The sequence below is a fragment of the Nocardia sputorum genome (assembly GCF_027924405.1).
Taxonomy (GTDB): domain Bacteria; phylum Actinomycetota; class Actinomycetes; order Mycobacteriales; family Mycobacteriaceae; genus Nocardia; species Nocardia sputorum.
The window spans coordinates 3,077,319-3,090,747 of the sequence record NZ_AP026978.1 but is presented as its reverse complement, the minus strand read 5'-3'; the positions used below and the strand labels follow the sequence as shown (position 1 = coordinate 3,090,747).

Annotated in this window: 12 protein-coding genes; 5 read left to right on the top strand and 7 right to left on the bottom strand. The window is 67.0% G+C overall.

The window, feature by feature from the left end; translation table 11 throughout:
* Positions 1–31: 31 nt before the first annotated feature.
* Both QMG86_RS14155 and QMG86_RS14150 read right to left on the bottom strand, forming a co-directional pair.
* Positions 32–817 (bottom strand): tyrosine-protein phosphatase, encoded by a 786-nt coding sequence (locus QMG86_RS14155; protein ID WP_281880030.1) that lies wholly within the window; start codon positions 815–817, stop codon positions 32–34.
* On the bottom strand, positions 807–2,969 hold the full coding sequence (locus QMG86_RS14150; RefSeq protein ID WP_281880028.1) for a pyruvate, phosphate dikinase: 2,163 nt from the start codon (positions 2,967–2,969) through the stop codon (positions 807–809). The genes QMG86_RS14155 and QMG86_RS14150 overlap by 11 nt, the downstream gene beginning before the upstream one ends.
* 367 nt (positions 2,970–3,336) lie before the next feature.
* Here QMG86_RS14150 and QMG86_RS14145 point away from each other — a divergent pair, with 367 nt between their 5' ends.
* The gene (locus QMG86_RS14145; protein ID WP_281880026.1) at positions 3,337–4,938 is read left to right on the top strand and encodes a FadD3 family acyl-CoA ligase; all 1,602 of its coding nucleotides are present in this window, start codon (positions 3,337–3,339) and stop codon (positions 4,936–4,938) included.
* Positions 4,939–4,968: 30 nt separating this feature from the next.
* On the opposite strand, the gene QMG86_RS14140 is transcribed toward QMG86_RS14145, so the two are convergent.
* Complete coding sequence (locus tag QMG86_RS14140; protein WP_281880024.1) at positions 4,969–5,355, bottom strand: hypothetical protein; 387 nt, start codon at positions 5,353–5,355, stop codon at positions 4,969–4,971.
* Positions 5,356–5,365: 10 nt separating this feature from the next.
* Complete coding sequence (locus QMG86_RS14135; protein WP_281880021.1) at positions 5,366–6,391, bottom strand: NsdA family TPR-like regulatory protein; 1,026 nt, start codon at positions 6,389–6,391, stop codon at positions 5,366–5,368.
* 930 nt (positions 6,392–7,321) lie between these two features.
* Here QMG86_RS14135 and QMG86_RS14130 point away from each other — a divergent pair.
* The 4 genes from QMG86_RS14130 (at position 7,322) to QMG86_RS14115 (ending at position 9,995) form a co-directional block, all read left to right on the top strand.
* Positions 7,322–7,630 carry a hypothetical protein gene (locus QMG86_RS14130; RefSeq protein WP_281880019.1) on the top strand — a complete coding sequence of 103 codons (309 nt, stop codon included), beginning with the start codon at positions 7,322–7,324 and terminating at the stop codon, positions 7,628–7,630.
* A 250-nt stretch (positions 7,631–7,880) separates the two neighbouring features.
* Positions 7,881–8,084: a hypothetical protein gene (locus QMG86_RS14125; RefSeq protein WP_281880016.1), complete on the top strand. Its 204-nt coding sequence runs from the start codon at positions 7,881–7,883 to the stop codon at positions 8,082–8,084.
* 434 nt (positions 8,085–8,518) lie between these two features.
* Positions 8,519–9,487, top strand: coding sequence for an AraC family transcriptional regulator (locus QMG86_RS14120; protein WP_281880015.1), 969 nt, complete (start codon positions 8,519–8,521; stop codon positions 9,485–9,487).
* A 127-nt stretch (positions 9,488–9,614) separates the two neighbouring features.
* Positions 9,615–9,995, top strand: a complete 381-nt coding sequence (locus QMG86_RS14115) for a peptidase inhibitor family I36 protein (protein WP_281880012.1) — start codon at positions 9,615–9,617, stop codon at positions 9,993–9,995.
* 121 nt (positions 9,996–10,116) lie between these two features.
* Here the strand turns inward: QMG86_RS14115 and QMG86_RS14110 are convergent, their stop codons facing one another.
* From QMG86_RS14110 to kstD, 3 genes are read right to left on the bottom strand one after another with little or no spacing between them, the layout of a single operon-like run.
* Entirely contained in the window at positions 10,117–10,935 is an 819-nt protein-coding gene (locus QMG86_RS14110) for an SDR family NAD(P)-dependent oxidoreductase (RefSeq protein ID WP_281880010.1), read from the bottom strand.
* A 58-nt stretch (positions 10,936–10,993) separates the two neighbouring features.
* Positions 10,994–11,725 (bottom strand): glucose 1-dehydrogenase, encoded by a 732-nt coding sequence (locus QMG86_RS14105; RefSeq protein WP_281880008.1) that lies wholly within the window; start codon positions 11,723–11,725, stop codon positions 10,994–10,996.
* A complete protein-coding gene (kstD, locus tag QMG86_RS14100; protein ID WP_281880007.1) occupies positions 11,725–13,425 on the bottom strand; it encodes a 3-oxosteroid 1-dehydrogenase in 1,701 nt (566 codons plus the stop codon). Before kstD ends, QMG86_RS14105 begins: the two co-directional genes overlap by 1 nt.
* Positions 13,426–13,429 lie beyond the last annotated feature (4 nt).

The window sequence follows — 13,429 nt, the reverse complement described above, 5'->3', positions numbered from 1 at the left end:
GCCCGTGTGCCGGGCGCCGCCCACGCGACTCCTATTCCGGCGCGATCAGCACTTCACGCAGTCGCGCCAACTCCACCGGGGTGAGGCCGCTGCTAAGCAACCATTCGGCGGCGCCGCCGTGCTCGGCCGACAGATTCGCGAGGAAACGCACCATCACCTCGGCCTCCACGCCGAGAATGCCGGTGCTCACCGGGGGCAGCCCGGTATAGGACGGGAGCGCGTCGAGGCGGTCGCGGACTCGGTGCATGCGTTCGCCGGTCAGCGCGTAGTCGGCCGCGATCGCCTCGGGCGGTACGCCCACCGCGTCCAGGAGCACCGCTGCGAGCACTCCGGTGCGGTCCTTGCCCGCGGCGCAGTGGAACAGCACCGAGTGGCGTTCCGCGTCGACGACGAGCCGTACCGCCGCCACGATGGAATCGGCACTGCCCGCCAGCAGCTTCTGGTACAGGTCCACCAGATCGACGCGGGTGGAGTCCGGCACCAGATCGCGTGCCGCCAGTGAGGATTGCGGCGACTTCCGCACCGGGAGGCAGACCCGCCGCACGTCGGCGGTGGCCAGCCGTCCGTAGCCCTCGCGCTCCACTTCGTCGGGCAGCCGCAGGTCGATCAAGGTGCGCAAACCGATCGGTCCGAGCAGTTTCGCCATATCGGACTCGGTGAGATTCTGTGGTGTGCTGGAACGGTAGACCACGCCGAACCGGGTTGTGCCGCCGCCCTGCACCGGGAGCCCGCCCATATCACGCACGTTGTCGATCTGCGCGAACTCGACCCACCGGTCACCGGGCACCGTCGACTCCCCCGCGATGTCAGTGGGCACGGCCGGCCGCCGCCTCGTCGGCGCGGCTCAGGCCGCACAGTCCGATCAGGTCCTCGTGCAGCTCGAACCACACGGTGTGGTAACTGTCCAGCACGGGCCGGGCGACCCAGGCGTGATCACCGGCCGCGATCCGCTCGATCGCCTGCGCGAACCGGTCGGAGTACCGGGCCAGCCGCGGTGCGACCACGCCGATCCGCCGCAGCAGCGGCTGAGCGGCGCGATGCAGATCGGTCAATCGGGTCAGTACCGCGCCGTCGTAATCGGCGTCGGCGTGATCGTTGACGGTGGCCGGATCTTTCATCTGCCACGCGGTGACGATTTCTTTGAAAACCCCGTTGAAATCGCAGAATTCGGCATAGACGGAGGCGATCGCGGCGCGGTCGACCGTTCGTCGTTCCGTCGCCAGCAGGCCGTGCAAGTGCTGTCTGCCTTCCGGCGTGAGCCGTACACCGATCGGCGTCGCGGCGCACCATCCTCCGGCCACCAGTTCCGCACATCGAGCGGCGACGATCTCGGTCGGCGCACCTACGCCTGCGGCCAGCGCGTCGTGGGCGGCCCGGCCTTTGATCCCGATCAGCCGCAGCAGATCGAGTTCGGGTATTTCCGTCACCGTCGCCGGGGGCGCCACGTCCACCTTCGGCGCGTCCTCGCTCGCCCGCGCGTCCAGCCAGGCCGCCAACCCGTCCCGGTCGGTGCCCGCGCACTCGGCCAGTCGGCCGACGTCCGCGAGGGTGCTCGCGTCGACGGGCTTGCCTTCGACCCGCCCGGGCCAGACCGTGCCCGCGCCACCGTCGACGGTCACCACCCGACCGGCCAGTGTCGCGACGACGCCGGGGCCGCAGCCGACCACGCACGGCCTGCCGATCTCGCGGCTGACCAGCGCGGCGTGCGAAGTGGCGCCGCCCAGCCCGGTGACGATCGCCCGCGCGGCGATCATGCCGTGCAGGTCATCGGGGCTGGTGGTGGGGCGCACGAGGATCACGTCCTCGCCGGCTTCCGCACGACGTTCGGCCTCATGCGGATCGCTGACGGCGACGCCGGACGCCAGCCCGGGACACGCGGATTCACCGCGTGCCAGCGGCGTCCCCGAATACTCGCCGGTGGCCGGACGCAGCACGGTCCGCACCTGTTCGGCGGTGACCCGGTTCAGCGCTTCCTCGGCGCCGATGAGTCCTTCCTCGGCCATCGCCACCGCGGCGCGCACCGCCGCGCGCGCCGATCGCTTGGCGGCGCGGGACTGCAACAACCACAGGACGCCGGATTCGACGGTGAATTCGATGTCCTGGATGTCGCGGCCGTCGCGTTCCAGCAAGTCGGCGGCCGTGACGAGTTGGGCGTGCACCTCGGGCAGCACGGTGGCCAGTTCATCGAGCGGTCGCGGGGTGGTCCGGCCGGACACCACGTCCTCCCCCTGCCCACCGACCAGCCATTCGCCGAACAGCGAGCGCTCGCCGGTGTTCGGGTTGCGGCTGAACAGCACCCCGGTGCCGGATCTCTCGTCCAGATTGCCGAAGACCATGGCTTGTACCGTCACGGCGGTGCCGAGGGTTCCGGAGAGGCCGCGGTTGCGCCGATACGTCTGCGCCCGAGGCGAATCCCAGGACCGGAACACCGCGCTGATCGCCGCCCGCAACTGCTCCCAGGGATCCTCGGGCACCACACCGGCGGGATCACCCAGCACGGTTTCGCGATATTGGGTCCGGAACCGCTCCCGCGTATCCACCGCGTAGCCCGGATTCCCGGTCTCCGCCGCCAGGGCCCGCGCGACCGCGTCGTTCATGCCGAGGTTCAGTACCGTGTCCATCATTCCCGGCATGCTCACCACGGCGCCGGAGCGGACCGACACCAGCAGTGGACGGGCGCCGGCTCCGAAGCTCCTCCCAGTGCCGTGTTCCAGGGCGGCGATGGCCGCCTCGACACCGTGCCAGACGTCCTCGCCGATCTCCCCGTGCGCCGAGAAGTCGGCCCATCCCTCGATGGTGATGACGAACGCGGGCGGCACCGGCAGACCGAGCGCGCGCATGCGGTTGACGCTCCACGCCTTCCCGCCGATGCGTTCCCGGGACAGCGAACAGGCGCCGTCGAGTTCGACGACCGGCCCCGCGCCCGCTGCCTCGTCGTTTCGCTCCGCTAGCTCTGCTCCGGCCGTCATGTCACTCCTTAGCACTCACTGAACACTCCGCGCCCCAGCGCGATTCGGAACCTCGTACACCGGTCCGTGCCGGACCGGACGCGAACCCGCGGCGCACACACCGGTCGCTCGTTTCGAGCCTGCCGTGCCATCGGTCACCTGCCGTACCCGTGGTCCCGCTGAGCAGGACGGTCCCGATGAGCCGCCGGATGCGGCGTGTCGTCCGACTCCGCTGGCCGTGGCTCGATCGGTTTGCCGCGCTGATACCGGTACCCGTGCGGCGGCGCACGGGCTCCCGCGAACGCGTGACCGGGAAAGAATTCCCGGTCAACGGGATATTCGGCCGCGATCACACCGCGTGGAACAGTCGATGCGGCACGATCACGGCATGGATCGACGCGGTGCAGCGACCGGTGAACTCGCGACGATTCCGGCAGTGCTGGCCGAGCGGGCACAGCGGGACGGCGCCCGGATCGCGGTGGTGTCACCGGAGGGGCAGCTCACCTACGCCGAGCTCGCCGCGGAAGCGCGGCGTGTCACACAGGCGGTGATGGCGCGATCGGTGCGGCCCGGCGAGCGGGTGGCGATCTGGGCGCCCAACACCGCGCGTTGGGTGATCGCCGCGCTCGGCGTGCTGGGTGCGGGCGCGACGCTGGTTCCGCTCAGCACTCGACTGCGCGGTCCCGAGGCAGCGGGCATCCTCGCTCGTAGCCGGTGCCGCATGCTGCTCACCGTGGGCGACTTCCTCGGCAACGACTACCCGGGAATGCTCCGGGAATCGGGACACGCGCTGCCGGAGCTGCGGACCGTCGCCTTTCTCGACAAGTCCCGCGAAGACAGACCCGAGGACCTCTCCTGGGCTGACTTCCTCGCCCTCGGCGAGGTGATAACCGTCGCGGAAGCCGACGCGCGGAGTGCGTCCGTGGCCCCGGAGTCGATCTCCGACATCCTGTTCACGTCCGGCACCACGGGCGTACCGAAAGGTGTGCCGACCACGCACCGGCAGACGATCGAGGCCTTCACCCACTGGGCCGATGCGGTCACGCTCTCCGGCGACGACAGATATCTGCTGGTCAACCCGTTCGCCCACACCTTCGGCTACAAGGCCGGGATCATCGCGTGCCTGCTGCGCGGCGCCACCATGGTGCCGGTGGACCGCTTCGACCCGGAGCGGGTGTTCGGCGTCATCGAGCGCGAGCGGATCACCGTGCTGACCGGTCCTCCGACGCTCTTCCACGACCTGCTCGCCCACGACCGGCGCGTCCCTCGTGACCTGAGCTCGCTACGCCTGGCGGGCACCGGTGGTTCCAGCGTGCCGACGGAGATGGTGGAGCGAATCCGCCGTGAACTGGGTGCCGGAGAAGTTTTCACCGGATACGGACTGACCGAATCAACCGGTGTCGCCACGGTCTGCCCACCCGATGCCCCTGCGATCCAGCTCGGAAACAACGTAGGAAAAGCATTGTCGGACGTGCGGATTCAGATCGTGGACGACGCCGGGCAGCCGCTGCCGATCGGTCACCCCGGCGAGATAGTGCTGCACGGCCCGAATGTGATGCACGGCTACCTCGATGATCCCGCGGCAACAGCGACCGCCATCGATGCGGGCGGCTGGTTACACACCGGCGACATCGGCACCCTCGACGCCGACGGCTACCTGCGCGTCACCGACCGCCGCACGGACATGTTCGTGGTGGGCGGTTTCAACGTCTACCCCGCCGAAATCGAGCGCATCCTTCGTACCCACCCCGACGTAGCCGAGGCCGCAGTGATCGGCGTCCCCGACGCCCGTCTCGGCGAAGTCGGCCACGCCTTCGTCGTCATCGACCGCATCGCCGAAATCGCCCCCGCGGAGCTAATCGCGTGGGCCCGACCTCATCTGGCCGCCTACAAGCTCCCGCGTCGCATCGAGGTCGTAGCGGCACTACCCCGGAACGCCAACGGCAAGGTCCTGAAACGCGTCCTACGTTCGCGTGAGCCGCAGCCCTGAGCACTGCGAGAATGCATCCGTTGGGTATGGCTACGAGGCGGCCGAGGACTTCACTTGGCGCTCAATTGCCTCGAAAATTCCGATATCCGTCTTCTTCTGCCACTCGGGCAACTGGTCCCAGGGCGCGATATAACTAGGCTTCGGATCAGGTATCCGCGCCAAGATCTGCCCGATCCAGCAGATCGCGACGAACTGCCCTTTCAGTTCCGGACTCAGGCGAGCTGCCGCGTTCTGCGTGAGCCCGATGAAGTCGACCACCTGGCGGTAGACCGCCGCCGCACTGGCGCGCTCCCAGTCCGGCGTGTCCTCCCAGGGCGCGATGTAACTATCCTTCGGCGTACCCGGGTAGTGCGTGGTGACGCCGGCAATCCACGCTTCGCGGAAGACCCTACCGCCGTGGTCGTCGCTATTGCTCACAGTGCGCTCCTTATCCATGTGCAGTCGACGTGGTCAGCGTAGTGATCCGATGCTCGAGGTGGGCCACGTGACGATCACCCCGCAAGTCAGCCAGATGCGGCCGCAACTGATTCAGACGTCGCCCCAAGTACCCGGAACGGGTCCGGCGGGCAATATCGACAGCTGGGCCGCCATACCAGACTGCCTGGATCGGATCGCTTCGGAGCGCCCCAGCGGCGGCGAGATCAACCAAGACGCTGGCACGGCGACGAGTGGAGAGGGGACGATCTAGGAGTGGGCTCAAGATGCGCTCGGCCGATTCTGGTCGATGAAGGCGAATCAGGCAGCTGGCTTGTTCCTCGTCGATACGCGCCCCAGAGAAGCGCAGCCAGCCGAACGAGTGCGTCTCTACCAATCCGAGTACGCCTCGGGCGGCATCGAACGACCTTTCGCATTCACTGGCGTTGCCGAGGCCGGCTTCGGTCTGTGCACGGACACTCTCGACCCAGTAGCGCGTCGGCAGGAGACTGTCACCACGGCGGGCAACCTCAGATGCCTCTTCCACCAGTGGCAGCGCGTCACCGAAGCGATCATCGATGATGCCGACGTAAGCGTGTCGAGTTAATGCGCAGGCCCACAGATCGAACGCGCGAGCTTCGGCCGCGAATGTGCCGGACAGGGCGTAGCAGTATGCGGCCTCGGCAAAATGCGTACTGTCCAGGAGGATCTCGCCGGTCAACTGGAGCGCATCTGCGGTCAGTTGGAGCTGGCGACGTCGTAGCTCTGCGCTCCTGGAACTGCGAAGGCTTTCGACTAGGACGGCCAAGTGCTCACGTGCGGCGACGAATACTGCCGACTTCGTCTCCGCTTCCGCATAGTTCCTCCAGAGCAGCTCATTCAAGTGGCCGTACTGATCAAGGACGGTCGAGTCGACGCGGCCGGACTCTGCAGCAAAGTGCACGCGCTCCCAGTCGACGGCCCCCGGAGCCGGGAGCGTGGTTGTGGCGATACTCAGTAGCCGCAACAACTCGCGCCGGTTCATATCCGTGATCTCCATGGGGTAGTCACCGCCGTGCCCGGCGGGGTGGCCAGGATTCACAGTAGTCCGCGTGCTTGGTCTCGAACATGAAGGAGCCGGGGAGCCGCACGATCGATCAGTTAGGGGTTCGAGCAGATCGGTACCTGATTTGCCCGCGACCTCTTTGTGTGGTGTTACCGGGTGTCGCTGCCGCCAAGCGACTTCCCCCTCAGTGAGGATCTGTTCGAACCGGGCACGATCATCACTTGTCGCTCGTTGATCGAGAGCTATGTCGAGAAGTGCTTGGGTGTTCGAGCGTGGCCGCACAGCGCTCAGGCCCGTGCGCCAATTGACGACTGTCGTGGTCTCGACGCCGAGCAGTACCGCGAAGTCACGTACCGAGCGCCGCATCGCCTCTTGGAGCGCCGCCGCCTCGAACCCGGTCCATTGCCATCCCCTGACCATTGCCCCACCTACGTTACGTCATCTGACCTGGGAAAACGCTCACGGCAGCGTAACGCATCCCGCTTCCCTCCGAAGCCGCCAGCTTCTGATTTGGTGACTACCTCGCCGAGCGTCCCGGACCAGGCCATCGGATCTCTGACCGTCGCGTGGCCGTATTGCACGCCGTGCGAACCGGTAGAACACACCCGATAGCCGGACAATACCCAACCAATACGCGATCGAGCCGAATACGGCCGCGCGGGCATGGTTAGACCCGTGCCCGGTACCAAGCTGACGCCGCACCTCCTCGGTCGGCGCACCCGCTGCGGTGAGCCAGAGCTGGTGGCGAAAGCCCTTGGTATCGGGCGCCTTTCGATCCACGATGCTCTGGGAAGGTTCTCCCGCGATGCTCTATACGACCCTCGCTATCCACCAACTCGCCACGTTGACTCGACCCGAGACCCGCCGTGGACCCGAACAGCCCATGCATGACCGAACCCGCGCACACGACGGTGCGGTTCCGCATTGCTGGTCAAGCCCGAAATGCGGATGCATGCCAGCCGCACTTCGAGCGTCATTCACAGCTGTCCGGGTTGTGTCTCCCGTCGACAACTCTCGGTGATCCGCGCCGTGTGGCCTCCTCGCTCCAGCCGGCGCATCCGCCACCTCCACATCGAGATGGGTGCTTTGACGCTGGACTACCAAGCCAGCGCCGAACAAGCGCAGAGCGTTGCAGAAGCACTCGCACAGGGTTTTCCGGAGTTTGTGATCACGGTCGACGACGATGTGAGTATCGATCTACCGACGCTCCCGTGTGCCGAACTGTGGGACTGACCCCCGTTCGTCACTCGTTCGCCGATTGCCGCCGTGCAGATGAGCCGGAGCGGACGTCACTATCTTTTCCAGCTTCCGGATCACGTGGCATGCGGCATTGCCCCGGACGAGCCGACCACATTCCGTCATCTGTCGCAGCTCGACCGGAATCAGCGGCGACCTACTGCCCCGTTTCTCGGCTGGGTGTCAAGACCGACAGGGCGCCGCTCTCTTCTCCACGAGCTGTGCCACCACAAGCAGGAGCGTCGTCGTGACATTGCCCGATCCTCTGCATCACAGGACCTTCGTCCAAGCTGACGGCATGCTCGCCGAATTCATGTGCCGAGTGCACTTACTCGAACTGACTGTCGAACGCGCTCGCGAACTGCGGCACATTCACCGCCTTCACAATCCGGATGAGTGCATCGTGCATCTAGAGTCGGCGTATCTGCTACTGATCGAAGATGGCCGTTGAATGATGGCGTCGCACGCGTGGCGCTCACCTCCGCTCCGATCCGAACTTCACGGCCACCCGCTAGAGGCGAAGTCAAGCGATCTCGTTCTTTATCTGCGCGGTCAGGATCTTCTGGTGACCGGCTCGAAACGGTCCGACAGCCAATTGATTACGCGATCATCCCTGTCGATCAGGATCTTCGCCTTGTTCCTGCGGATGCCGTTAACGATGACCCGGGCGGCGCGCTCGGGGTGGCGCCGGTGCCTGCAAGACGATTGCCGTAGGGGGGCGACTCATCCGGTGATCGTGGGGACGCCGTTCTTGGCGGGCTGGCCGGGGTTTCGGGGCGCGATGCGAAACCGATTGTGTATCCGCAGGTGTCGGCGGACAATACCTTCGACATCCGCTGATCCAGGCCCGTTGGCGCGGCGCCTGCTGCTTGGAGGGCAGTCGGAATGTTCGTTGAACCGCTGTCGGGGCATCGCTATTTCCGAACCGCTGACCCCGACGTGGCCCGGGCGGGGATGAGCGGCATTCTGCGTGAGCACCGGCTCGATCCGGGCGCCTCCACCATGGAGGCCAGCTGCAATGTCGTCCGGTACGGTGATGTCGGCCTGGTCTACAAGCATTACGGGGTTCAGGTTCGGATCCGGACCGAACCCATCGAAACCTTCCGCCTGGTTCAAATTCCGCTGGCCGGGTGGGCCCGGGTGCTCAACGGGACCACGGATATCGCCTCCGACCCGGCGGTGGCCTCGGTTCCGGACCCGGACGCGCCCCTGGACATGAACTGGCACGAGAGCAGCAGGCAACTACTCGTCCGATTCGACCGTGCCGCGTTGGACGACCATTTGCGGCGGATGCTGGGCCGGCCGCCGGATCGTCCGCTGCGGATGGCCGTCGCGATGCAATTGCGGTCACCGGCCGCCCGGATCTGGTTCGAATCGCTGCGCATGCTGCAAGCCGACGCCGAAGGCCCCGGCCTGTTCCTGGATCCGCGGCTGCGGCCGCAGGTCGAGCAGCTGATGATGTCCCAACTCCTGCTGGCGCAGCCGAACAGCTACTCGGAGCTCCTGCTCGACGGTGCCCCAGGGAACTCGACGCCGCGTCCCATCCGCCTCGCCGAACAACTCATCGCCGACCACGCGCACGAAATGCTCACCGTCACCGATATCGCGGAGGCAGTAGGACTTTCGGTGCGGAGCCTGCAGGAGGGCTTCCGGCGATACCTCGACACCACACCGACGGCGCGATTGCGTGAAGCTCGGCTGGTGGGCGTGCACGCCGCGCTGGCCGCCGCGGACCCCACCAAGACCACGGTCGCCGCGGTAGCCGCAGACTGGGGATTCTGGCATCTGGGCCGTTTTTCGGCCCTGTACCGGCGGCGATGGGATGTGCCGCCGTCGGTGACGCTGCGCGCCTGACCCGCCGCGCAGCCCGGACAGAACTCGCGCGAGGTGGATAGTCGCGGGCGGTCCGGTCCACCCATCATGAGTGCGGCGGATTCCCGCCGCACCGATACCCGATCCCATCGGCTTCGAAGGGTCAATCATGTCCTCACTCAAACTGTTCCGCCGTCTCAGTGTCGCGGCGGCGGCCACCCTCGCGGTCGCCGGGTACGGCGCAGCCCTCGCGCCTGCACCGGCGTCTGCGGCCTACGACTGCCCCGGCGGACTGTTCTGCGGCTACGACCAGCGCGGCGGTACCGGCATGTTCGTGCAGGTCGACAACAACTGCCTGTTGCACGACATCGGCAACGAAGGGCTTGGAGATCGTCTGAGCTCGTACTGGAACCGCACGGGAAAGACGGTCGGGGTCTACAACTGGACCGGTCAGGAATGGCAACTTCTCGTCTCGGTCCCCGACAACAGCAAGGGCAATGTGCCCGCCGGCGGTGACAACAAGGCCGACGCCCTGTGGGTCTGCCACTGAGAGTTGCGATTCGCAATACTCGGTAGACCCTCCCGGCGCGCAGCCGGGAGGGTCTACGTCATCGAAGTTCTCGAACTTCTCGAGCGCGGTAGGACCACCTCGGCGGGAAGGCCCCGGACCGTCAGGCGACTTCGTTCTTCATCTGCGCGGTCAGGATCTTCTGGTAGCCGGCTCCGAAAAGGCGCGGCAGCCAATCGATCACATGGGCGTCCGTGCCGATCAGGATCTTCGCCTTGTTCTTGCGGATGCCGTTCACGATGACCCGTGCGGCGTGCTCGGGGGTGGTCTTGGCCAGGCGGTCGAAGTTGGCGGCCAAGGCGTCGCGATCGCGGTCGCCGCCCGCCCGCGCCTTCCAGGCGATGTCGGTCTTGATCATGCCCGGGTGCACACTGCTGACGCCGACCGCGTGTCCGGCGATGGTCATCTCTTGGCGCAGCGCGTCGGTGAACGCCCGGATGGCGAACTTCGTCGCGCTGTAGGCGCCCTGGCTCGGGCAGGCCGCCAGGCCGAACATGCTGGACACATTCGCGATGTGCCCGTCACCGGAGGCGATGACATGGGGCAGGAACGCCTTGGTGCCATACGCGACGCCCCAGAAGTTGATGCCGACGATCCATTCGAAGTCGGCCCAGCTGAGTTCTTCCACGTTCGCGGTCAGCGAGACTCCGGCGTTGTTGACGACCAGGTTGATCCGGCCGAAGTCCTCGGCCACCTCGTCGGCGTGCCGATAGACCGCGTCCCGGTCGGTCACGTCCAGTTTGTAGGCGCGGGCTTGGGCGTCTTCCTTGCCACACAGCGCCGCGGTCTCGGCGACGTTGTCCACGTTGCGGCCCGACAGCGCCAGCCGGGCGCCGCGGCGGGCGAGTTCGATCGCCACCGCCCGGCCGATGCCCGCGCCCGCGCCGGTGATGACGGCGGTTCTGCCCTCGAAGTTCTTCACGGTTGTTTTCCTTGTCTCGGTCGGCGGTAGGTCCGCCGGGTTGCCCTGCCGGACGTCGTCACAGGGACGTGTAGCCGCCGTCGGCCACGAATTCCGAGCCGGTGCTGAAGCTCGACTCGTCGCTGATCAGGAACAGCACCAGGTTCGCCAGTTCCTCGGGTCGGCCGGCTCGGCGGATCGGCTGGTTGCCCGACATGCCCTGCGAGCGCGCGGAGTCCGCGGTCATCTCCGTGACCACGACGCCGGGATGCACCGAGTTGACGCGGATGTCGTCGGCGGCGAACTCCTGCGCGGCGGTCTTGGTCATGCCGCGCACCGCCCATTTGGACGCGGTGTAGCCGAGGATGTTGGAGAAGGCGATGATGCCGCCGATCGAGGAGATGTTGACGATCGAGCCGCTTCCGGCTCGGCGCATCGACCCCAGCACCGCCTTCATGCCGAGGAACACCCCGACCTGGTTGACGTCGATCACTTTGCGGAAGTCGGCTTCCGACAGCTTTTCGATCGGATCGACGTGCACGATGCCCGCGTTGTTGACCAAACCCGAGACCGGCCCGAACACCTTCTCGGTGTAGGCGACCACATCGTTCCACGCCGACTCGTCGGTGACGTCGAGCGGAAGGAAGGTCGCGGCATCGCCCAACTCGGCAGCCAGCGCCACGCCTTCGTCCACCAGAACGTCGGTGATCGCCACCGTGGCGCCCTCGGCGACCAGCCGCCGCGCGAACGCCGCGCCCATGCCCCGGGCGCCGCCGGTCACGATGACATTCTTGCCGTCCACCCGTCCCATCAACGTTCTCCTTCCACTGCCCGCGCAGTCGCGCCAGGCTGGTTGTCGGCCAGGTGACCGGCCGCGATGTAGCCGAACACCATGGCGGGACCAATGGTCGCGCCCGCGCCCGCGTAGTCGTTGCCCATCACCGAGGCCGAGTTGTTCCCCGCCGCGTACAGGCCGGGGATCGGCCGGTCGCCGCTGTCGAGGACGCGAGCGTGCTCGTCGGTGACCAATCCGCCCTTGGTGCCCAGATCGCCCGGCACCATCTCGACGGCGTAGAACGGGCCCTGTTCGACGGGAGCCAGACACGGATTCGGCCGCACGGTGGGATCGCCGTAGTAGCGGTCGTACGCCGAATCACCGCGCCGGAAGTCCTCGTCGCGACCGGCCAGCGCGAAGCGGTTGAAACGCTCGACCGTCGCGGAAAGCGCCGCGGGCGGCACGCCGATCTGGGCGGCGAGGTCGGCCAGCGTCTCGGCCTGCTTGATGATCCCGGCATCCAGGTATTTCTGCGGGAGAGGACGTTTGGGGAAGTTCCCGAGGAACAGGTATCGGTCCCGGAAACGCTGGTCCATGATGAAGTACGCCGGAATGTGCCCGACGCCCGTCGCTTCCTGCTCGTACATCTTGTGCACCACGTTCACGTACGGGGCCGATTCGTTGACGAATCGCTCGCCCGCGTGATTGACCATGATGCCGCCGGGCTGGGAACGCTCGGCCAGACAGAAGAACGGCGGCCCATCGGGGTTGCGCACGGACGGACCCCACCAGGCGTCACCCATGAGATCCACTGCGCCACCGGCCTTCTGGCCCGCGACTATGCCCTCTCCGACGTTCTCGGTGGCGCCCACCGTCCACTCGGTGGACTGCGGACCGCTCATGTACTGCTCGCGCATCGCCAGGTTGTGCTCGAAGCCACCCGCCGCCAGCACCACCCCGCGGCGCGCCTTGATCACCACCGGCGTCCCGTCGTGCTCGGCGCGCACGCCGACCACCGCGTCACCCTCCGTGACCAGCTCGGTCAGCGGCGTGTTCAGCCACACCGGGACCCCGGCGTCCCGCAGCGACAGCCACAACCGGGCCGCCAGCGCCTTGCCCAGGCTCAGCGGCAACCGCCCCCGCAGCTTGTTCCCGACCGCTTGCATCCCGACCTTGATCGCGGTGCGCTTGCCGGCCCAGGTGCGGGCGATCATGTTCAGATCGTGGAAGTCGCTGACCGTGAACGCGATGCCCTTCGGTCCGGACATGGTCGGCTGATTGATCTTGTGCAGATCGCCGCCGAGCAGTCGTCCGTCCAGCGGCGCGGGCTCGATGCTGCGCCCTTGGGCCAGGCCACCGGGGAATTCCGGGTGGTAGTCGGAATAGCCGCGGTCGTAGACGAATTCCCAGTATTTGCTGCGAGCGCCGAGATAGCGCATCATCTCGGGTCCGCGATCGAGGAAGGCGCGCTGCTTGGCGTCCGGCACCCGATCGCCGACCACCGCCTTCAGATAGGTGCGGGCCAGTTCCGGGCTGTCGGGCACGCCTTCGCGCTGCAGCACCGGGTTGTTCGGGATCCAGATGCCACCGCCGGACCGCGCGGTGGACCCGCCGAAGGAGCGGCTCTTCTCGATCACCGTGACCGACAGCCCGCGGTAGGCGGCCGTCAGCGCGGCGGTCATGCCCGCGGCCCCGGAGCCGACTACCACCACGTCGAATTCGAATTCCTGAGTCATCGCA

What these genes read in the sequence shown, in the direction of transcription:
- QMG86_RS14150 (WP_281880028.1), bottom strand. Translation starts at nt 2,969, where the DNA reads ATGACGGCCGGAGCAGAGCTAGCGGAGCGAAACGACGAGGCAGCGGGC.
- QMG86_RS14115 (WP_281880012.1), top strand. Translation starts at nt 9,615, where the DNA reads ATGTCCTCACTCAAACTGTTCCGCCGTCTCAGTGTCGCGGCGGCGGCC.
- QMG86_RS14145 (WP_281880026.1), top strand. Translation starts at nt 3,337, where the DNA reads ATGGATCGACGCGGTGCAGCGACCGGTGAACTCGCGACGATTCCGGCA.
- QMG86_RS14105 (WP_281880008.1), bottom strand. Translation starts at nt 11,725, where the DNA reads ATGGGACGGGTGGACGGCAAGAATGTCATCGTGACCGGCGGCGCCCGG.
- QMG86_RS14120 (WP_281880015.1), top strand. Translation starts at nt 8,519, where the DNA reads ATGTTCGTTGAACCGCTGTCGGGGCATCGCTATTTCCGAACCGCTGAC.
- kstD (WP_281880007.1), bottom strand. Translation starts at nt 13,425, where the DNA reads ATGACTCAGGAATTCGAATTCGACGTGGTGGTAGTCGGCTCCGGGGCC.
- QMG86_RS14135 (WP_281880021.1), bottom strand. Translation starts at nt 6,391, where the DNA reads ATGGAGATCACGGATATGAACCGGCGCGAGTTGTTGCGGCTACTGAGT.